Origin of the sequence: Paenibacillus prosopidis (genome assembly GCF_003337375.1) — a bacterium.
Classification (GTDB): domain Bacteria; phylum Bacillota; class Bacilli; order Paenibacillales; family Paenibacillaceae; genus Pristimantibacillus; species Pristimantibacillus prosopidis.
In genome coordinates this window covers 26776-47902 of the sequence record NZ_QPJD01000007.1, presented here as the reverse complement: position 1 = coordinate 47902, position 21127 = coordinate 26776, and the positions used below count along the sequence as shown (strand labels likewise).

Genomic DNA, 21127 nt, shown 5'->3' with positions numbered 1-21127 from the left:
AATAGTGTCAAAGTTCGACATGCGCGGTTTACGCGGGTTGGAAGGGGAAAACAGCTTGAACAAGATGTCGTTAAGGACAAAAGGCGTAATCTTAATTGTTCTCATTTCTTTTATCCCGTTGCTGATTGCAGGAGTTGGAAACTATTCCGCAGTGAAGCAATCGATGCTTCAATCGGAGATTGAGAAGACAAGCAGCAAGCTAATCAGCCGCGGAAACCTTTTATCGTCGTGGATGGCTATCCGCAAAGCAGAGGTGCTCGTGATGAGCCGTACGGAATTGGTGCGCTTCGGTACGGATGCCGAGCGTCTTCATTATTTTGGACGCGAGCTGGTACGCAGCGGATTTACCTATTATTCAATTGGATATATGGATGAGAATGGGTTAGGCCTGCGAACGAACGGCGGAAAAACGGACATGAATAATGAGCCTTTCTTTGACGCGGCGATGGAAGGCGAGGTTATCATTACAGACCCTTACATACCTACATTTTCCGACACGCCTCAGTCATTAATTGTCGTACCCGTATATGGAGCAGCGAATGAGGTAAAAGGGGCCGTTTACGCATCCATCCTTTTCTCAACGCTTCGGCCATACATTGAGCTAGCTGGAGAGAGCTCGGTTATTCGATTATTTAATGATAAGGGCGGGATAATTTACAGCTCTGATACCCCTCGGTTGTCTAGTACAACCCTATATGACAAAAAAGCTGACCTATTCCCGATTGCGAAGCAATTGCTGGATACGAATGAGGGAATGGTTAAAGTAACGATCGCCGGGGATGATTATGCCGTTTTTCACACGAAGGTAAGCGGCACGCCTTGGCGGGTTGCGCTGCAGGAGCCGATGTCTAAGCTCGAAGAGAAGCTGTTACCTATCTTCTGGCGAATATTTACAACGATTACCGTTTCGGAAGCGATTATCGTCATCTTTTTCTTTCTCTATTTTGAACGAATCATTAAGCGTCTGGAACGGATTTTAAGGGTAACGGAGCAGGCTGCGAACGGCCGGTTCGAGGCTGGGCATCTAGAGGTTGAGCCGCATGATGAGATCGGCAAGCTTGCTCATTCCGTAAACGGGATGATGGAGCATTTGCAGGAAATGTTCGACCGGCTCGAAGCGATTATCAATCAAAATCAATACGGTTTTATTGTTCTCGACGATCAATATAAGGTTTCTTATTTAAACAAAACGGCGGAAGAGATGCTAGGCTACAAAACGGAGGAATTAGCCGGTTTCGCCACTCCGCTTTTGTTTATGGATTTGGATGAACTCCGCAAGGAGGCAGAGAAGCTGTCAATGAAGCTGGGGCGGACGGTACAGCCCGGACTTGAGGTGTTCAAGGAGCTTCTGAGCGAGCAATTTTCTTATGAACGGGAATGGACCTTTATACATAAGGATGGTACACGTATTCCGACGCTGCACAGCTCGAACGGTCTGCGTGACCGCAATGGACGCTTCTCCGGCGTTGTCGGCATGATGCTTGATATTTCCGACCGGAAGCATGTGGAGAAGGCCCGCAACCGATTGCTCGATATTGTGGGGTCGGCCAAGGATTTGATCGCTTCAGTCGATTCGGACGGCAAGGTTGTTTATATTAATCGCGCCGGCAGAGAGATGCTGGGCTTGGAAAGGGATGCTGCGGACGAGTATACGGTGAAGCAGCATGTGCAGCCGCAAACGTATGCAGAGCTGATCAAGGGTGCCGAGCTGGCGAGAGAGTATGGCTACTGGGAAAGCGGCGCTCAGCTGCTCAAGAAGAGCGGCGAGCCGCTGCATGTATCTATGGTCGTCGTGGCCCATCAGAACGAGCAGACGGGAGAGCTGTTTTTCTCTTGTATCGCCCGCGACATTACCGAGCAAAAAAGGGTTCAGGAGGAGCTTGTCCGCGCCACGCTGGAAGCGGAGGAGGCCAATCAGGCAAAGAGCCGGTTCCTCGCTCTTATGAGTCATGAGATAAGAACACCGCTGAACGGTATTATTGGACTCGCACAGCTTATGCGCAAAACGGGCCTCTCGGCATCGCAAAAGGATTACATGGACAAAATGAACACGTCATCCGAAACGCTGCTGCGCATCATAAATGATGTTTTGGACTTTTCCAAAATCGAAGCGGGCAAGGTTGAGATTGAACGGCTGCCGTTCCAAACAGAAGAGCTGTTGAACCGGCTGACCGATCAATTAAGCGTGTTTATGGGCGGCAAGGAGCAATTTGAATTTATCATCGATACGCCGGAGAGCTTACCTCAGACGGTTATTGGCGATTCCATGCGCCTTGAGCAGGTACTGCTTAATTTGTGCATGAATGCCGTTAAGTTTACGAATAGAGGCTGTGTGAAGCTTCAGCTGGAAATCGTGGAGCAGTCTGACGATAAGGCTAGAATCCGCTTCCGTATTGCTGATACTGGAATTGGCATGAGCAAGGAACAGGTCGAGAAGCTGTTTAAGCCATTTACGCAGGCTGACGGCTCGACAACCCGCAAATTCGGCGGTACCGGTCTGGGACTTGTCATTTCGAAAACGCTAGTCGAATTAATGGGCGGCAGGCTTGAGGTTCAAAGCGAGGCCCGCGTCGGCAGTCAGTTTGACTTTACACTATCGTTCGCGGTTGTTCATAAGCAAAGCGAGCGGCGCACGCAGGTTTGCCAGGATATGAAGGAGCAGTCTGTATGGATCGTAGAGGATAATGAACAAATGCGGGAGCACTGGAGCGCGATTGTAGAATCATACGGTCTAACGGCGATATCCTTTCACTCTTGGAAAATGGCCAAGGACCGTCTCCGCCGAATCGGGGCAGGCGCTCTGCCGACGCTTATCATTCTGGATATGGAAATGCCTGATATGTACGGCGTGGAAACATGGCTTGAATTCCACCGCGAGGCTGAGGCTGCCGGCGTGAAAACCATTGCGATAACGACTTCATACGGCCGCGATGAAATGCTGCAGCTTCCGGCTGAGCAGCGTCCGCTTACGCTGCTGATCAAGCCGGTTATGCGCTCGGGTATGCTGCGGGCGATTGATAACGCTCTGGAGCATAAAACAACGGATGGGAACGTGCAGGAAAGCGTGGTTCCAATTGAGGTGAAGCCCGAAACAAACATGAATAAGCGTATATTGCTCGCAGAGGACAATAAGATTAATCAGCTGGTTGCGATTGAAATATTAAAGGAACGGGGATATGAAGTCGGCTTGGCGGAAAATGGCCGGGAGGTGCTTCATAAGCTTATGGGAGAAAGCTGGGATCTCATTTTGATGGATATTCATATGCCTGTAATGGACGGCTCGGAAGCAGTCAGTCTCATACGCAGTCAACCGAAATATGATACTATCCCTATCATTGCCGTAACGGCGAACGTGCTTCGAAACGATCATGATCATTACTTGAGTCTCGGTATGAACGATGTCGTGACGAAGCCAATCAACTCCGGGAAGCTGCACGAGGTCATCACTTATTGGCTCAAGCCGGGCAGCAAGCTGATGACGAAGCCTCCCTGGGAACAAGAGATGCAGAATGTGCAGCTGATGCAGGCAGCAGGCATAGAACGTCCGTTCACCGAAGAAGAAAGCACCAATCCGCTGCCGGCAGTAACGGGAATGGATGTCAGGAGCGCGCTTGCCAGAGTGAATGGAAAGCTGCCGATTTTGCTGCATATGATGGAGCAATTCATGCTCGATTACGAAACGTTTGGTGATCAGCTGCGCATGCTGATTGAACAGTCGGATCTATCGGCTGCCCGGCGAATGGTTCACACGTTAAAGGGTGCTGCGGGATATTTGTCCGCTTATGAGTTGTTAGATGCTTTACATAGGGTCGAAAGTATCGTGCAGCGAACAGAACCGGATAGGGAAGCGCTGCTGAACTCTATTGTTCAATTAGAAAAGGTCTTGAAGCAGCTCTTGAACGGGCTTCATGATGTACGGAATCTCTTCGACAATCGTTCCTAACAAATTTCTAACATATTGTTGTTCCATTAATGTGAGTAAGGTATAGTAGAGATATATGTCAATTCGACAGAATTCCTCAATCCTTAAAAAGGGTGACGACAATGTATAAAGTTCTAGTTATCGAAGATGACGTCATGATGAGTGATATGCTGTCTATGTATTTATCGGAAGAGGGCTACTCAGTTATGCAGGCTTACCGTGCGGACGATGGATTGCGGCTGGTTGCCGATTTCGTTCCGGACTTGGTGCTGCTTGACCTGATATTGCCTGATTTGGACGGCATGGAGGTTTGCGCGCTTATAAGAAAGCGCTCTAACGTACCGATTATGATTCTATCGATGAAGAGCGAAGTGTCCGAACGGGTGCAGGCGTTGAAGGCCGGAGCGGATGATTACATGTGTAAACCTTTCAGTATGCATGAAATGACAGCCCGGGTGGAGGCGTTAATTCGTCGTTCAAGCGTGATGCAGATCGAGTCGGCTCAGCAAATGGCTGCGGCTGTTGAAGCGTCTGACGATCGTGAGCCTATTCAGCTGGATTTTGAAAGACGGCTATTGTTCGTTCGCGGTCAGCTGGTTGAAACGACCTTCTCGGAGTATGAGTTGATGAGGCTGTTTCTCGCTTATCCGGGCAAGGTGTTCAGCAGGGAAGAGCTTATTAATGCGATTCGCGGCTTTGATTCGTTCGTAACGGACCGTGCGATCGACGTACATATCGTTAATCTTCGCAAAAAGATCGAACAAAACCCGAAGGAGCCAAGGCTGATCCGGACGGTTTGGGGGTTTGGTTACAAGTACACGGCTGAGTATTCAAGAAAGAGCTAAGGTTAGGGCAGCTCTAGAACCATTCCGATGATACGGAGTGGTTCTTTTTTTGTAGGCTCGACCTGTCAATGATTCGCCGTTCTGAATATAAGCGGTGAATAGAAAAGACCCAAAAGCGCACATGAACGTGCCTTCAGGTCTTTTTTAACGCCCCGAGCCTTTTACCCTTTACCTTGCCGCTTAACATACTTCAAGATACAGCTTTGTTCCGTCATTATATTGAAATATTGCCACATCGCGCACCATCTCAACGGATTTAATCCGTCTCCATTTTTTGCGGAAATCAAAGTCTAATTCCATTTCATACAATTTATGATGAAGCAGTTCTACTGATGCCGATTGTTCGTTAGGGTAGTAGACAGGGACGGAACGACTTTTGAAGGTAATGACTTTCATCATTTCCTAGAACACCTCCGATCGTTTTTTCCCATTCTAACTTAAATCTTTTAGCGTCTTATGAAACGGTCGTCAGGATTTTGTTTACTTTACTCATACATTTCTAACAAGTGCATTTAACTGGAAAAGCTGCTGTATTTCTTCTTGTAATAGCCGTGCCCGTAGTGCTGATGCCCTTGCGGCGGATATTGCGGCGGACGGTTATGCGGATGAAAGTGCCCCTTCTTGTAATCGCTGCTGCTGTAGTGGTAATAGCCTTGGTGTTTGCGCCCGGTGAGCGAATATAAGAAGCGTTTAATCAAATGTCTGATCATCATCTCAACCTCCTAAAATTATTGTGATGCAAAACTGGCTTCGAAAGCGTAATCTAAAGATTTTGTGAAGTATAATTATAATACGACATTTTGTCATCAAGGTTTCTAGTTGGACGTCGAATTCCGCTCGGCAAGGTGAATCGGCCGCGGTAACTTGATACTAGGAGGAGATCGATGTGTGGAACTTTATCGCGGAGAAGTGGAGGGAAACAATTAATCACTGGCGTGATTATCCGCTTCGGACTGGAACCGTATGGATGGGACGTTACCGGATCGAGCGATTTCTCGGAATGGGCAGCTACGGGCAAGCCTATACGTGTACAGATATTGAAAACGGGTGCGCCGTTTTACTGAAGCGCAGCATGCCGAGCAAGCTTGAGCTGGGCAGGCTGCTGCTTGAGCGTGAAAGCCATATTTTAAAGGCGCTGGACCATCCGCAAATTCCGAAATGGATCCATTATGCAAAGGGCGGCCGCGATGAAGCGCTTATCATGGAGCTCATAGAGGGCGAAAATTTGGAGCATAAAATGATGGTGCAAGGTCGCACCTTTACGCTGCAGGAATCGCTGGGTACGATCAAAGAGCTGATTCAACCGTTAAAGCATCTTCATCAGGCCGGGTTTGTGCATCGGGATGTCCGGATACCGAATGTGCTGGATCGCAGCGGGAGCATCTATTTGATTGATTATGGGCTTGCATGCCGCATTGGCGAACAGCTTCCGGAGGAGCTTCGAGCCTTGTTGAAGGAGACAGATTCAGCGGACAATAATGCAAGCAGCCTGCAAGGCGGAAGCTGGGCTGCAGTGAAGCGGCGAATGAGAAAGCCGTATCCTTCAAGCGATTTGTACGGCTTAGGACACCTGTTTCTGTTTATGATGTATGCAGGCTATGAGCATGAGGAAGGGCAGGCGGAGCGCGGCTGGGAAGAGGAGCTGGAGCTTCCTCAAGCGGTGAACCATTTTATAAGAAGGCTGCTTCAGCAAAGTGAACCGGGCTGGCTGTCCGCTGTGCAATGCGAACAAGACCTGGAGCAGCTAATAGCTGCTCTTGCCTAAGCAATGCCCTATATAAACGGAATAATTTGCTTAAAGCTCTCATTGCTCGTTCCAGCATAGATGATCGCGATTACTGTCAGGTGCAGCGGGTAAAAGCTGCGCCAAATGATTCGGGGAATGCGGATTTTATCGGCACTGCGCATGAAATTAGGCGCATAGACGATGAGCAATGTAGCAAACAAGCTAAAGCTTTGGAGAATCCAGCCTGAACCCTTCACAGGAATGCTTACCACATTTAATAAGAAATGAAACAGCGTCAACCATTGGACGGACGCATAACGATAAATAAGCACGAGCAGCACAGCGTAAGCGCCGTAGCTGAATGGGCTCACTTCTACTAATAAAGCAGCTCCTACTGCCGCAATGATTTGGATGACAAGCTTTCCGTTCCATCTGTCAAGAAGGTACAGGAGCAGGAGGCAAACAAATAACGTGCCTACCGTATTTACTTCAAGCCGGTAAAAGGCAAATTGATAAGGCAGCTGCGAAATTAAAGCAATCCATCCGACTCGCTTCAAATAGCGGTTAATGTCGCGGGTACGGCAGTATCCAAGCACAATGGCATAGGCATAGAAAGGCAGGGCGAGCCTTCCAATAATTCGCCAGATTTCATTTTCAGAGAACCACACAAGGCCGATATGATCAATAAGCATCGTTAGCATAGCTAGAAATTGAATCGTCTTCACCTTCGTCCACCGGGTTTTACCCAGTATACCATAAGGGTTGACTGAAAAAATGAAGAGGAAGACCTCTAAGCCGCTTCGCACGGATAAGGTTTCTTCATTCCATATGTATGACAGCTTTCGGGGCCTTAGACCGTTGATGTCAAAATGGACAACCTCATGTCGAAGTGACTATTCATGGCTGTTGCTGCATTTCAGCATTTGACGGTTATTAAACGTCCATACCATTCTCTCTTAGAAACATAGAATAGGGTATGCTCGAGAGAGAGGGGGGGATAGGAATGTCCGCCAAATTAAAAATGAAAATTCGTAACGTGAAGACGACTCGCAAGTCAACTAAACGCGCTCGTGTATCTTCTACTTGTACATGTAGAGATGATCAACAAGTCGCTGGTCAGCAAGTCGCTGGTCAAAAAAGCGCTGGTCAACAAGTCGCTGGTCAACAAGTCGCTGGTCAAAGAAGTTGTGGCCGCAGACAAGATCCGGCAGTTGATGCTATGCAGGAAGCAGGTAAAGAACTAAGCGATATTTTTAGGCAGTTGAGGAATGAAGATGTAGCGGAGAGGTTTGTTAGAGCGATTCGCTGTCGTGATGCAAGAGCGGTGCAAATGCTGCTTGACTGCAATTGCAGAGTAGTGGACTTCTTCAGCACGCGTGATCAAGACTGTGTAAGAATCTGCTGCGCATTCGGCAGATACAGTGATGTAACAACCACTTTCGATATTTGCGTCAGAAGTATACAGGATGATTGCAGACGCAACAATTTCTGGTTCTAATTCACTCAGGAAGGGCGGTCCTATTCATATAGGGCGGTCCTTTTTGCCGTTCATGCCTCTATGGAAAAAAACACAGAGGTGGCTCTAGCCGCATAACATAAAGGAGTTGAGAGCGAAAAAATGAACAAGCATGGAGGGGAACGAGGTTGCCGCTAATACCGAATTTTCCAAAAGCGTTGTTGGATGAACACCGGATTTGGCATCATACGAATCATTTAACGCCGGGTTCAATGCCGCCGCCGGGCTTCGGGGAGAAATTTTTGCGTTTTCACCGCGATTACATTAATCGGGTGCTCCATTGGTATGACGTATGGGTTACGACAGGAGATGGATTGCCGGTTGGAACCAGATTCCGGAGGCATTTTGCCGCACAAGCTGCTATGATGCCGCTGCAGAACAGCGACTTCAGTTTAATCCGCGCTCGTTCAGAACATTAGATGAGCTTGGCAGCTTTATTGAAATGAAAATACATGGCTGCTTACATGAGATGGGGGCGCAAATATTCAATCAGCCGGAGCTGGATGACTTTGATCTTGCGCCGCGCCATACGGAATTTTACAATATCCACTTTATGATAGATGGATGGTACAGCAATTGGGAGCGTGCTTGGGGGATTCGCGGTCAATCGAATAAGCGCCGCGCGCGTATTAAGTGCAACTGTGCAGCTTCCGAAGTACGCATGCATAGTAAGCAATCTCGCGCGGCACGAATTGGTTCACCTTTACGGATTGCTGCGCCTGTGCCAGACGGCCGGTCTCATCAACCAGCTCAACGCCAAATGCAGTCACCTCATCGACCACGCCTTCAAACAGCGCAATCAGCTCGTCGAGATCAGCCTCATAAACGCCGGCCACTTCTTCTGGCTGGAGCCGCAATTCAGTCAGCGGCACCGAGCAAACGAGGCCGAACACATCGCTAACCTCGCGGTCGATGAATGGAACGCCATTCACATCACCGCTTGCTTGCTCACGAATCTGACCAAGCGGAATCAATTGCTCGAACTCGGCCTTTACTCCAAGCTCCTCCTCGAGCTCCCGGACCGCCTCGCGAACCGTTTCACCGGCAGTCAGATGGCCGGCAGCCGTTATATCATAGCAGCCCGGATTCGTATCCTTGCCTGCTTGGCGGAGCTGGAACCGCACGAACCGGCGGTTTCCTTCGCGCCGTGTCAGCCAACAGTGAAACGTGCGATGCCAGTAGCCATTGGCGTGCGTATCGGCACGGGTTGCGGTGCCAAGCGGACGAAGCTGCTCGTCATAAATGTCAAACCATTCCTCAGCCATTCGCAGCAGCCTCGAGCTGGGACGTGCAGTGCTTGCAGCGCGTCGCTTTGACCGGTACTTGGGACAAGCAGTACGGGCATTCTTTTTCTGTTGGTTCAGCTGCCTTTTCTTCAGATTTCTCTTTACGGCGAAGCACATTGATCACTTTTACAAGCAGGAAAATACAGAAGGCAACGATAATAAAGTCCAAAAGTACATTAATGAATTGGCCGTATGCGATGACGGGAGCTGTAGCTTTTTCAGCTTCTTTTAACTGGCTCATATCCACAAGAGGAATCTTCAAATCTTTGAAATCAACTTCCCCTAAAAGCCACCCAATCGGCGGCATAATGAGGTCGTTGACGAGCGAGGTAACGATTTTACCGAACGCGCCTCCAATAATGACACCGACCGCTAAGTCGATGACATTGCCTCGCATCGCGAACTCTTTAAATTCTTTGACGATTTTCATGTGTATCCTCCTGGCAATTTTCTTATAATGCTGCCGGTTCCAAGTGAACCTACCCTATCATTGTAGCGTAAGAAGAAGATTTGAGAAACTTCCTTCTCTTTTTTTGACAAAAATATGCAATTTTCCGCAAAAGTAGAAAGGATTTTACAGGATATTGTCGAATTCCATTAGAAGAAAAGAATTTATGGATATTTGAAGGAGTCTTATGAACCACCCTATCTTTCATGGAAATCCCTACTATTTGATCTTGTCCTTGTTTATTATGTGCTATGCCTCCTATACGATGCTCAGTATGATTGAGCAGCTGAAGCCGAGAGAACGGGTGGATAGCTTCAACTGGATGGCTGGCGGAGCGGCTGTATTCGGCTTAGGCTTATGGACGATGCATATCATTTCTTTGCTTTCCTCAGACTATATGATCGTCATTAATTGGAGCATGCTTCTTGTCTTAATCGCATGTGCTGCCATTACCTATTTGAGCATACTCCAATTGAAAAAAGAGGAGTTTACAAAAGGAAGGTTTGCCTTAAGCGCAATCATGATGGCGATTGGAGCTAATTTACTTCAATACCTGTCCATGCTTTCCGGTTCCTTCATTGCTTTCGAGATGAATTGGCTTTTATTTGCGCTATCCTTCCTGGTCAGCCTGGCCGGTACCTATTTAGCATTTTACTTACTCGGGAAAAAGCAGGTTAAATACAAGCTGAAAAGCAGCCTCGTGCTTGGTCTGTCAAACATGATCATGCATCAGCTGGGGATGCAGGCTTTGACCGTCGAATATCGGGATATCCTGTCAACCGACAAATTAAATGATTATTTGCTGCTGCTGGCTTTCATGCTTGGGGTGGCTACACTTCTTATACTCAGCTTTAGTCTGACGACAAGGTTTGCTTCTAACAAATATAATCAAATCGATCTGAGATATAAGCTGCTTGTCGAAAACTCGATGGATACCATCGCATTAATTAGCGGCGGCAAGTGGGAATATATGAACCGGGCAGGAATTCGTATGTTTGAAGTACAGAGCGAGAAGGATATAATCGGAATGGACATTTATTCTCTGCTTGATGAGAAGCATCATAGCGAGATGGCTGCCTGGCTCGAAACCGTTCAAGATGATGAGGCTGCACCGATTAAGCCCATTGAGCTGCAATGGCGAACGGTACAGGGCAAGCTGCTGCATACGGAAATCGTACGGGCAAGCACAACATTCTCGGGCAAGCAGATTGAACAGGTGATTATTCGCGACATATCCGAGCGGAAAAAGAATGAAGAGCTGCTCATTAATTCCGAGAAGCTGTACGTAGCAGGCCAATTGGCTGCCGGAATTGCTCATGAGATACGTAATCCTCTTACATCATTAAAAGGTTTTTTGCAGCTCATCGCATCGGGCCGGGGAAATAAGGAAGACTTCTATGACATTATGAAATCGGAGCTTGTACGCATTGAATCGATCGTAAGTGAATTGCTTATGCTCTCAAAGCCGCAAATCTATGAATTAGCTTTTAAGGACGCTCGTCAAATGATGACCGAAACGGTTAACTTACTTGAGACGCAGGCTATTTTGCATAACGTCATTATAGAATTCCATGCGGGTGATAAGCCGCTCTGGGTTATGGGTGTAGAAAATCAATTAAAGCAGGTGTTCATTAACGTGATCAAAAATGCGATTGAAGCGATGCAAAATGGAGGAGTCGTGAAGATCAGCATGTCGCACGACGAAGACGGAACCGTTAACATTCGCATACAGGATCAAGGCTCGGGCATTTCGAAGGAGCAGCTCTCCAAAATTGGACAGCCGTTTTATACGACGAAGGATAAGGGGACCGGTCTCGGACTAATGGTCACCTACAAAATCGTGGATAATCATAAAGGACAAATAACGGCTGAAAGCGAGATCGGGACAGGAACGACTTTCATTATCCGTTTGCCGTATTATGAACAGCCAATTCCCTCCGGTTAAGTGAAAGAAACACATTTGAAACCTATTTTATGAGGAATCGTAATATGCTTATGCAGTAAGGATTCACGATAAAATGAGTGGAGGTCGTTTACATGTTTAATCGTTTTTTGGCCAGTATCGGAATTGGATCCGCAACTATTGATACGCTGCTTGAGAAGCCGCGCTATATGCCGGGCGAGGAAGTCCGGGGAGTCGTTAAGATTCGCGGCGGTAACGTGGAGCAGCGAATTGAAACCATTCAGCTCTCGGTGATGACAGAATATATTCGCGAAAGCAACGACCATAAATATACGCAGCACGGAGAAGTGGGACGTTTCCATGTATGTCCTCCGTTCACACTGAACGCCGGGGAAAATCGCGAGGTTCCCTTCTCGTTCCAGCTGCCGCACCAAACGCCTCTAACTATCGGACGCGCGCCGGTATGGGTGAAGACGGAGCTTGATGTTCGCGGCGGCGTCGATCCGGGCGATAACGACCGAATCGAGGTTATTCCAACACCGGCGATGAATACAGTGCTTGAAGCGCTGAGCCTGCTTGGCTTCCGCTTACGCAAAGCAGAATGCGAGTACTCTTCCCGTCTTGGCGGCAGAATGCCGTTTATCCAAGAGCTGGAGTTCGTTCCTACAACCCAGTTTCGCGGACAGCTCGATGAGCTTGAAGTGATGTTCTATCCATCCGACCGCGAGCTTGAGCTGGTGCTTCAGATCGATCGCCGCGCGCGCGGCTTGTCCAGCTTTTTTGCAGAAGCAATGGATATGGACGAATCATTCGTCCGCACCCGCTTTACGAATGAACAGCTGACGGCAGGACCAAATGAGCTTGCTCACCAGCTGGCAGACATTATTTCACGTTACGCCTAAGCAGCTAATGAATAGACGACAGCTCAGAAATGCTCCGAATGGAGCGTTTCTGGGCTGTTTTTGTCTGTGCAGGAACGTGCTGCATTTTTTCTGTATAATAGCGGGAGGAGGGGATTGACGTTGGCTGAACCGCTAAAAGCTATATATGACGGATTATTTATTGAACAATTTGCTGCTTTAGTGAAAACAGCGTGGAGCCCTTTCGATGAGGCTGCCTTTGCGGAGCGTGTAAGGGATGATAATTGGGAGCAGCTTGAGCTGAAAGCACGCATTAGAAAAATAACGGAAGCGCTCGGCGCTGCCTTGCCGCAAACGTATGAAGATGCGCTGGCCATTTTATATCAAATCGATGAGAAGTGTACCGGTTTTCCGTATCTGTTCTTTCCGGACTTCATTGAAGTATTTGGAATGGAGCCGGAGCATTGGGAGCGTTCGATAGAAGCGTTGGAACGTTTTACGCAGCGTTCCACCTCGGAATTTGCAATAAGGCCGTTCATACTTCTTGATCCGCAGCGGGCAATGGCTCAGATGCTGAATTGGGCGGATCATCCCAATGAGCATGTGCGGAGGCTCGCGAGCGAAGGGACAAGACCGCGTCTGCCTTGGGCGCAGGCGCTGCCGCTTTTTAAGCGCGATCCTTCACCGGTCATTCCGATTTTGGAAAAGCTGAAGGGCGACCCTTCCCTCTACGTGCGCAAGAGTGTAGCGAACAACTTGAACGATATAGCTAAAGATCACCCTGAGCTCGTTATCCGGCTGGCGAAGTCTTGGATCGGAGCAGGCGAAGGGACCGATTGGATCGTGAGACACGGTTGCCGTACGCTCATCAAGCAGGCAGATCCGCATGTGATGGCTTTATTCGGGTACTCGAAGCATGAAGAAACGGACGAAGGGCAAATGCCGCTCGTTACTGCTGCTTCGTTGGACGTTTCTCCGGATTCGGTAGCGATCGGCGGAGAGGTGTCCTTGCGATATCACGTGCAGCTGCGTGAAGGAGAACGCGCTAAGCTGCGTATCGAATATGGCATCGAGTTCGTCAAATCAAGCGGCAAAACATCATTAAAACGGTTTCTTCTATCCGATCGTGAATATGCCGGCGGCGCGGTTGCTCAAGGTGTACGCGTACACCGCTTTGCGGATTTGTCTACGCGCAAGCATTACAGCGGTCTTCACCGTGTTACATTATGGGTCAATGGGAGAGAGGCGGCTTCCACAGAGCTGCAGGTGAAGGAGGCTGGAGCGACATGACAATAGGCGCAAGAGTGCTCAAAACAGGAATGGCCGTCGCATTAGCGATTTACCTCAGCGGGGTGTTCGGCTTTGCTTCGCCGCTGATCGCTGCGGTGGCGGCCATATTTACGATTCAGCCGTCGATTTACCGGTCTTGGCAGAGCGTTACCGACCAAGTGCAGACGAATTTGCTTGGCGCGCTTATCGCCATTGCTGCTGTACGGCTGTTCGGGCATACGCCGATTGCTGTCGGGCTTGTCTGTGTCGTGGTCATCCTGATAAGCATTCAGTTGAAAATGGAAAGCACAATCGGACTGTCGCTCGTCACGGTCGTGGCGATTATGGAAGCGAATGGGCAAGGCTGGGCACTGGCAATTGAACGGTTTTTAATGATACTGACCGGAATGGGTGCTTCTTTCGCCGTTAATGTGCTCGTCTTTCCGCCGCGTCCAAGGCGGCAATTTACTGCCCAGGTGCATCAGGCGTACAATCAGCTTTCGCTGCTGCTGCGGACGGCTATTTCAAATGAGATGAAGGAGCAGGTGTTCCGGCAAGAAAAGGAGAAGCTGCACGAAACGCTGCGCAAGCTGGAGGAGCGCTACGCTGTTTTTGAAGAGGAGCGTAAAATATTAGCCCGAACGAAGACAAGCCACGCCCGGCAGCTGCTCGTTTCGAAGCAGATGATTAAGACGCTGCAAAAAGGGGCAGATTTGCTCGACGTGGTGGAGGAGCATTATTTTGCTTCCCCGAGTGCCGGAGAATGGGCGCTGCGCTTCGACCGGCAGATCGAGGAGCTGTCGAAGTACCACGAGCACATTTTGCTGAAGGCAGAGGATAAAATGAAGCCGCATGCTTTAATCGAGCCGGAAGAGGAGCGCGAAGCCCGGCTTGTGAAGGATCTGACGGCGTACATACTCGAGGATCCGGATGAGCACAAGCGGCTTGTGTTTGTCGCCTCAGGACTGTTTGAATACGCGTATCATTTGCGCCGCTTAGAGAAGCTGCTCGACCAAGTCCAGCAACGGGAAGAGGGAGCGAAGCGGGAGCCGGGAGAGCCGAAGGAGGAGCTGTAGGGAAGTTGCAGTAGAACCGCTGGGCAGCTGCAGTGCCAGCAGCAAAAGCAGCAGCTTACGATGGAAACGATAAACAGCAGGTAGGAGGCTAGCTGGATCCAGCGCTCCGACCTGCTGTTTTTGCTGGGTCTAGCTCAAAGCACCTGGCCAGCAGCACCACCAAACAGCATCACCAAACAGCATCACCAACAGCATCATGAGCAGCATCACGAAAACGTAGGCGTCAAATATAGCACACCTGTCAAACGTTGCCGACCATGCCAGAATAGATTCATCCTAATGGCCGCAAAAGGTTCCAGCATAAGCTGCCTTCATCCATGGAAGCTGTTCTGGCGGAAAATAACGGAATCTTGACAGCGGCATGACGGATTTATGGTAGTTGGAGATTTGCGAACCCCTTATCATTACTTATGAAAGCGTTACCAGTTAATGATAGTCGGGGGATGACATTGAGCATGCATCCTATTGAACGATATCAAGAACGCGGTCAAAGGCTAAAGGCTACATCCGGCTTGCCGGTTAGCATACGATTCCAACTCATTGGGAGGTAATCAAATGAAAAAGGGGTAACGTTGGGAGCGGAGTATTGGACGGAGACGGACTACGCCCTCTCTTCAAAAGCTGAGTGATGAGAAAGCCGATTTTTGGATGGATTATCAGAAATCAAAGCAATATTAAATATCTAGGAGGCAGGTTGTCAATGGTTAATAAAAAAAGCATCAGTAAACACGTGAAAACAGCCATGATGAGTATATTAGCAGCCAGCACAGTTCTCTCTATTAGCACCGGGGTATTGGCCAAGGATGTTAAAACGCACTCTGCCTCTTATCGAACGGTTACGGAAATTGAAGATTGGGGAGCCGTTATCACCAAGGTCATCGTCGATTTGGGCAAACCGGTTGCGAAGGGTGCGGTAACAGCGGATACCTTCAACGTGTATGTCGAAAGAAGCGACAGCCGATTAGCAAATCCCCTATTTGAGAAAGGCTATCGAAAAGTAATCAATGCGTACGTCTCGGATAAAGACGGAAATCCGGCCGTTCAGACTGGCAAATATGCCGTATTGGAAATGGAAATCGGTCCGGAATTATCATTAGGGTCCGCCCTTAACTTTGTCTGGCCCCCAGGATTCAACGCATGGACTGAAAATAAATATACCATTACCCAACAAAAAGAAATCAAGACACCTGCCGGTGATATAACAGGATTGGTTGCGGGTACGTTTACAGGCGGAGTCAGAGAACTGGTAGACGATTTTACAAACGGCAAAGTGACATACAACGACATAACATTGACGTATGCTGACTTTGCACCGGCACAAGACAACCATAAGAATCCCTTGATTATATGGCTGCATGGATTCGGAGAAGGAGGCACAGACCCGACGATTCCGATTTCTGCCAATAAGGCGGCCAACTTTGCTTCGGAACAGATTCAATCCTATTTTGACGGAGCGTATGTTTTGGCGCCTCAGACACCGACTTATTGGATGGATGGTTTTACCGGGTTTGGGGACGGCACATCGAAATACCAGGATTCGCTTATGGCATTCATTAAAGATTATGCAGAGAATAACAAGGACATAGACACGAATCGAATCTATATCGGCGGAGATTCCAACGGCGGTTATATGACGATGTTGATGATTCGCGACTATGCAGATTATTTTGCCGCCGCCTTCCCTACATGCGAGTCTTTACGGGATACGCTCGTGACGGACGAAGACATCCAGAACATGAAGGAGATTCCCATCTGGTTTATTGCGGCCAAAACCGACACGGTCGTGCCTCCGGATCAATACACCGTGCCTACGTACAACCGTTTGGTTCAAGCCGGGGCAAAAAACGTTCACCTTTCCTTATTTAATAATGTGATCGATACGTCAGGCTTGTACAAGAATTCCGACGGTATGCCATACGAATACGGCGGGCATAATTCCTGGATTTATGTCTATAACAACGATGTGAAAGAAACGATCAACGGTAAAGAGACAACCCTCATGGAATGGTTAGCTTCCCAGTCATTGAATAAGTAAATAATTCGTTGATGAATCCAAAGGGTTTGTTTATCGGTAAGCGTCAAACCTAAGCAGCAGATACAGCTTTTTCGGCTCATATGTAAGGTTTCTGATGTAGAAAGTGCTAAAGAAACATAAACAGCAGGTAGGAGGCTAGCTGAATCCAGCGCTCCGACCTGCTGTTTTTAGCTGGGTCTAGATTAGCAATAAGGTCTTGTCAAAAGAATCGCTTTGCGTTATTGATCGTCCCGATTTTTATTGCTGCCCTCGTGACGGCGGGGATGCTGCATATGAGCTTCCGGATTGTCATCGTCATCATGCGGAATCAATCGCGGATCAGTATGTCCTTTGTGATGATTATTGAATTGCAGCTCAACGAGCTCCCATTCTGTCGATCCAAGCATAACGTCAGCGGGAAACAAATCACCGCGTTCCAGCTGTTCTTCGCGTCCCCATTCATTTCTATATGTGCCCTTGACCTCAACCCGTTCACCCGAAATCGGCTTCATCTCATAATGATCTTGATCGCTCATCGTGTCAACCAACCTTCCTATGCTTATAATCCGTGCTTCGGCACCGCTGCACGGTCGGCTTCTGACTGCAGCTCGCTGGCAGCTTGTTTGCTGGCTTTGTTACGGTCGGCCTGAGCTTGCAATTTGCTGGCCTTTTTTTGCATATCGGATGCATGTTCGCCTGACATATGGTCACCCTCCTGAGGTTTTCATCGTTACTTCTTATCTTCACAAGAAGAGAAGATCCTCAACAGTTTGCCACAAAAGGAAGAAATGTATGAGTCCAGGTTAGAGGCAGGAAGACGCTTTGTCGTCATATTTACAATAATCGGAGTCCGCAGGAGGGACACTCGATGTCCCGTTCTGTGATTGTCTCACTGCAAGCGGGACACGGCTCGGAAAATGGAGCTGCTGCAGCGGCGGAAACAGCAGTGCCTGTGGATTTGGCAGGATCTTTGTTTGATTGAGGTTCAGCGTGCTGGCGGAGATGGGCAGGCGTCCCGAATAGCGTCTCGACCATTTCCTTCAACTCTTTGTGCCTGTCGGAATCGTCCGAGGCTATTCGTACGAACATAAACATGCCGCCGAGCAGCAATGCAGCTATGGTGAGAACGATGATCGTCGCCCCAACGTCGAACCAAGTAAATAAGGGCAGCGCCAGATGCGCCGCCCAGCCAGCTATTATAGTCAAAATCGTCACCTCACCCGTTCACTTGATAGCGGGATTCCAGCCGTTTGCCGCCAAACCACATGACGAGTACGGCAGTAACCGTGACGAAAATACGCCATGGCTCATCGGCGAGATTGCCGATATCGAAGCTAATCAGAGAAATGCTGAATATCATGACCGCTTTGCCAAGCAGGGTAGCCAGCAGAAACGTACGGAAGGGCACTTTGCTCAGACCGGAGACGACGGTAATGACCACCGATGGCGTGAATGGAAAGCAGGCTAGCAAAAATAACGGCGTGAATCCTTTTCGTTCAACCCAATTGAAAAACCGTGCCGATTTTGGAAATCGTCGCTCCAGCCATCCCTTAACATTAGTTCCAAGCTTGCGGCTGATCCAAAATACGCTTATTGCCCCGGCTGTGACGCCGATCCATGAGAGTATAAACCCGAGCCAAAGGCCGTATATGTTGGCGTTAGCCGCAATGATGAGAAATAACGGCAAGACGGGAAGGAAGGACTCAACCATCGGAAGCAGTATGCCGGGCAAGGGTCCCCACTGGGAGTAGCTTTCCAGCGTCCATTGAATCGAATCGAGATCCAAATGCTTTATATATTGCAGCCAATTTTGCCAATCTTCCATAGATCTAACCCCGTTCTACTTGTTTGTAGCTTCTCCACTTGGAGCAAATGCATGAAAAGGAAACCATAAATAAAATAAACCGATAAGCCCAAACAGGATGGCGCTGATCCAGAACACAGCGGTGTCACCGTTCCAAGCGGCGATAAAGCCGCCGGCCACCGGGCCGATCATGACGCCAATCCCTTCAACGGTGGACAATATGCCCCAGCCGAGCCCCTCTTGTTTTGGCGGTACATAGGCTGCGAGCAGTGCGTTCCACGCAGGCAGAATAGCGGCATAGGACACGCCCAAAGCAATAGCTATAAGTAAACAATACCAGAACGTGAGGCCTGAGGCCAGCATATACAGCCCGAGGGCGAAAACACCGAAGCCGGCGACGAGAAACCACTTTTTGCCTCCAAGCTTGTCTGAAAGCTTACCCATTGGAATTAGCCCGGCTGCTGCACATATTCCGCCGACCGTGAGCAATATCGAGTATTGCGTACCCGAAAGCCCGAGCTCTTTATCGGCGAAGCTTGGCAAAATAGGGACGAGCATGCTCGCACCCGTCGTCTGTAAAATCATCCCCGGCAGCAATAGCTTCATATGGCTAAGTCTGTCTTTCAAAATGGTGAATTGCTCGCGCAGCGGCATTCGATGTGGCGTAACGGCTTTCCCTTTGCGCATGAAGAGTGTTAGCAAGCAGGCAAGCACCGACATGGTGACAAGCAATTTGTACGTGAACGATGCGCTGTAATCGAGCAAAATATTACAAACAATCGGTCCGCTCCCCAGCCCGACCATCCAGATCGTATATAGAAAACCCATCTGCGTGGCGCGCTGCTGCTCGGATACCTTCGTCAGACAGACGATCCAGATCGGTGACATCCCGATCCCGTATAGAGCGGCCGCCCCGATGAACATCCATGGAAGCTCGGCGAACTGCAGCAAGTAAACACCCGCCAGCGAAACGATCAGTCCGAGTTGAACAACGATACGTATGGAGAAGCGGTCCAGCAAATAGCCAATGGCCATTTTAAGAATCGTGTCGGTTATATAGTGGGCGGATATGGCTGCGCCGATTACATCGGGTGCCAAGCCTAACGTTTTTGCTCCGTAAATCGGCAGCAGGCTCACGAGAACAGCCCCTCGGACAAATTCTACGATAAACAATATAACGGAGATGAGGCGCATCTCCGCTCCAAACCAAGCATTCTGATCTGTGCGCACGGACAAGCTCCTTTTTTAAGTTAAAGAATTGATGCTCTTTCCATTATACGCAAGTTGGATAAGATATCCAAAACGATGCTATCCGCGGCCGTTTGTGACGTTTGAAGCTGTGCGATGGACATCCTGCTAGTAGTAAGACGCAGCGGGTCGCCGATCAGTTTCAAAATTTGTTCGGTTAGCTCCGCCGGATCATTCGCAATGACAGCTGCGCCTTTGGATTGCAGATAAAGCGCGTTTTGCTTCTCTTGGCCTGGAACAGGCCGGTACGTAAAAATAGGCAGCCCCGCCGCGATTGCTTCAGAGAGCGTAACGCCACCAGGCTTTGTAATGAGACAGCTGGAGAGTGCCATCAGCTCATGAATTTGATCCACGAAGCCGTAGACATGCAGTCGGGAAGAACCGCTGTGATGCCGGAATTGCTGTTCGATTGAATCCTTTAGAAGGCTATTATGACCGCATATAAGTGCGATTTGTACATTTGAATCCTGCAGAAGACCGGAGCAAATTTCCGTAACGTCAGGCATGACGCCCTGTGCGCCGGCCATTATGAGGACGACAGGTTTATCCGGCTGCAGCCTGTAGCGTTCATATAGCTCCGCAGATGCAGTCGTTGTGCGAAAACCGCGTTTGAGCGGAATGCCGCTCACTTGAATGCTTCTGCTCGGAATGCCCAGCAGCGAAAGCTCCCGCTTCAAATCATCTGTCGCCACATAATAGCGCTCGATGCTCGGATGCACCCAGCGGCGGTGTAAATCAAAATCGGTAATAACAGCATAGGAAGGCGGGTGGAAATTCATACGTCTTTTAAGCTCGGGTAAAGCGAAGATCGGGAAGGTATGGACGACGGCATCCGGCTGCTCAATGGCAAGAATGCGCCTTATTTTGTCGCGTCCAAAAGAATGGAGCAGTCCGCCAAACAGCGAATCATGCTTCATCGGTCTTGTGAAATCGTACATCCAGCCGTACAGCGAAGGCATGTGGGTGTAGCTTTTTAAGTAGAAACGTCTTGTGACCTCATTCAGCCATGGGTGTGACTCTGCCATCAGGTCAACCATCACCGTCCGATAATTGCCTTGCTCCTCCATGGCATCTCGAATGGCTCGGGCGACCTGCAGGTGACCCTCACCGTAAGATGCGTATAGGATTAATAATTTGGGCTGCCGATTGTTTTCAAAACGAACCATTGGGTACACCTCCTGCCGCTAGTGTAGCGGACATTTGTAAAGAG

General features: G+C 49.0%; 21 protein-coding genes. 10 read left to right on the top strand and 11 right to left on the bottom strand.

The annotated features are described in order from the left end of the window. The first annotated feature begins 4 nt into the window (after window positions 1-4). Together DFP97_RS12155 and DFP97_RS12150 are read left to right on the top strand one after the other, a co-directional pair. Entirely contained in the window at window positions 5-3943 is a 3939-nt protein-coding gene (locus DFP97_RS12155; RefSeq protein ID WP_114380264.1) for a response regulator, read from the top strand. A gap of 101 nt (window positions 3944-4044) precedes the next feature. Beyond that, entirely contained in the window at window positions 4045-4767 is a 723-nt protein-coding gene (locus tag DFP97_RS12150; RefSeq protein WP_114380263.1) for a response regulator transcription factor, read from the top strand. A gap of 180 nt (window positions 4768-4947) precedes the next feature. On the opposite strand, the gene DFP97_RS12145 is transcribed toward DFP97_RS12150, so the two are convergent. Both DFP97_RS12145 and DFP97_RS12140 read right to left on the bottom strand, forming a co-directional pair. Further along, the gene (locus DFP97_RS12145; RefSeq protein WP_114380262.1) at window positions 4948-5166 is read right to left on the bottom strand and encodes a hypothetical protein; all 219 of its coding nucleotides are present in this window, start codon (window positions 5164-5166) and stop codon (window positions 4948-4950) included. Between the two features lie 113 nt (window positions 5167-5279). Beyond that, on the bottom strand, window positions 5280-5480 hold the full coding sequence (locus DFP97_RS12140) for a hypothetical protein (protein WP_245976165.1): 201 nt from the start codon (window positions 5478-5480) through the stop codon (window positions 5280-5282). Window positions 5481-5653: 173 nt separating this feature from the next. On the opposite strand from DFP97_RS12140, the gene DFP97_RS12135 reads away from it, so the two are divergent. Beyond that, window positions 5654-6532 carry a serine/threonine protein kinase gene (locus DFP97_RS12135; protein ID WP_245976164.1) on the top strand — a complete coding sequence of 293 codons (879 nt, stop codon included), beginning with the start codon at window positions 5654-5656 and terminating at the stop codon, window positions 6530-6532. Window positions 6533-6540: 8 nt separating this feature from the next. On the opposite strand, the gene DFP97_RS12130 is transcribed toward DFP97_RS12135, so the two are convergent. Further along, window positions 6541-7218: a TraX family protein gene (locus DFP97_RS12130; protein ID WP_114380260.1), complete on the bottom strand. Its 678-nt coding sequence runs from the start codon at window positions 7216-7218 to the stop codon at window positions 6541-6543. A gap of 278 nt (window positions 7219-7496) precedes the next feature. On the opposite strand from DFP97_RS12130, the gene DFP97_RS12125 reads away from it, so the two are divergent. Together DFP97_RS12125 and DFP97_RS12120 are read left to right on the top strand one after the other, a co-directional pair. Beyond that, window positions 7497-7991 carry a hypothetical protein gene (locus DFP97_RS12125; RefSeq protein ID WP_114380259.1) on the top strand — a complete coding sequence of 165 codons (495 nt, stop codon included), beginning with the start codon at window positions 7497-7499 and terminating at the stop codon, window positions 7989-7991. A gap of 146 nt (window positions 7992-8137) precedes the next feature. Then, window positions 8138-8428, top strand: a complete 291-nt coding sequence (locus tag DFP97_RS12120) for a hypothetical protein (protein WP_114380258.1) — start codon at window positions 8138-8140, stop codon at window positions 8426-8428. Between the two features lie 210 nt (window positions 8429-8638). Here DFP97_RS12120 and DFP97_RS12115 read toward each other — a convergent pair whose 3' ends face one another. Together DFP97_RS12115 and mscL are read right to left on the bottom strand one after the other, a co-directional pair. Beyond that, window positions 8639-9274, bottom strand: coding sequence for an NUDIX hydrolase (locus tag DFP97_RS12115; protein ID WP_114380257.1), 636 nt, complete (start codon window positions 9272-9274; stop codon window positions 8639-8641). Further along, window positions 9267-9725: a large-conductance mechanosensitive channel protein MscL gene (gene mscL / locus DFP97_RS12110; protein WP_114380256.1), complete on the bottom strand. Its 459-nt coding sequence runs from the start codon at window positions 9723-9725 to the stop codon at window positions 9267-9269. The genes DFP97_RS12115 and mscL overlap by 8 nt, the downstream gene beginning before the upstream one ends. Window positions 9726-9930: 205 nt before the next feature. Here mscL and DFP97_RS12105 point away from each other — a divergent pair, with 205 nt between their 5' ends. From DFP97_RS12105 to DFP97_RS12085, 5 genes are all read left to right on the top strand, one after another. Next, window positions 9931-11688, top strand: a complete 1758-nt coding sequence (locus tag DFP97_RS12105) for an ATP-binding protein (protein ID WP_114380255.1) — start codon at window positions 9931-9933, stop codon at window positions 11686-11688. Window positions 11689-11780: 92 nt separating this feature from the next. Further along, complete coding sequence (locus DFP97_RS12100) at window positions 11781-12548, top strand: sporulation protein (protein ID WP_114380254.1); 768 nt, start codon at window positions 11781-11783, stop codon at window positions 12546-12548. Between the two features lie 120 nt (window positions 12549-12668). Then, window positions 12669-13796, top strand: a complete 1128-nt coding sequence (locus DFP97_RS12095) for a DNA alkylation repair protein (protein ID WP_114380253.1) — start codon at window positions 12669-12671, stop codon at window positions 13794-13796. Continuing rightward, window positions 13793-14851: an FUSC family protein gene (locus tag DFP97_RS12090; protein WP_114380252.1), complete on the top strand. Its 1059-nt coding sequence runs from the start codon at window positions 13793-13795 to the stop codon at window positions 14849-14851. The genes DFP97_RS12095 and DFP97_RS12090 overlap by 4 nt, the downstream gene beginning before the upstream one ends. A 700-nt stretch (window positions 14852-15551) precedes the next feature. Then, window positions 15552-16886, top strand: coding sequence for a prolyl oligopeptidase family serine peptidase (locus DFP97_RS12085; protein ID WP_114380251.1), 1335 nt, complete (start codon window positions 15552-15554; stop codon window positions 16884-16886). Between the two features lie 218 nt (window positions 16887-17104). Here the strand turns inward: DFP97_RS12085 and DFP97_RS12080 are convergent, their stop codons facing one another. From DFP97_RS12080 to DFP97_RS12065, 6 genes are all read right to left on the bottom strand, one after another. After that, window positions 17105-17401, bottom strand: coding sequence for a transposase (locus DFP97_RS12080; RefSeq protein WP_114380250.1), 297 nt, complete (start codon window positions 17399-17401; stop codon window positions 17105-17107). Between the two features lie 23 nt (window positions 17402-17424). After that, the gene (locus tag DFP97_RS30720) at window positions 17425-17568 is read right to left on the bottom strand and encodes a hypothetical protein (protein WP_181873483.1); all 144 of its coding nucleotides are present in this window, start codon (window positions 17566-17568) and stop codon (window positions 17425-17427) included. A 131-nt stretch (window positions 17569-17699) separates the two neighbouring features. Further along, on the bottom strand, window positions 17700-18071 hold the full coding sequence (locus tag DFP97_RS30420; protein WP_147275049.1) for a zinc ribbon domain-containing protein: 372 nt from the start codon (window positions 18069-18071) through the stop codon (window positions 17700-17702). Between the two features lie 10 nt (window positions 18072-18081). Then, on the bottom strand, window positions 18082-18690 hold the full coding sequence (locus DFP97_RS12075; protein WP_114380249.1) for a TVP38/TMEM64 family protein: 609 nt from the start codon (window positions 18688-18690) through the stop codon (window positions 18082-18084). A 15-nt stretch (window positions 18691-18705) separates the two neighbouring features. Beyond that, window positions 18706-19899 (bottom strand): MFS transporter, encoded by a 1194-nt coding sequence (locus tag DFP97_RS12070; RefSeq protein ID WP_342773271.1) that lies wholly within the window; start codon window positions 19897-19899, stop codon window positions 18706-18708. 20 nt (window positions 19900-19919) lie between these two features. Beyond that, window positions 19920-21083 carry a diglucosyl diacylglycerol synthase gene (locus tag DFP97_RS12065; RefSeq protein WP_114380248.1) on the bottom strand — a complete coding sequence of 388 codons (1164 nt, stop codon included), beginning with the start codon at window positions 21081-21083 and terminating at the stop codon, window positions 19920-19922. Between the last annotated feature and the right edge of the window lie 44 nt (window positions 21084-21127).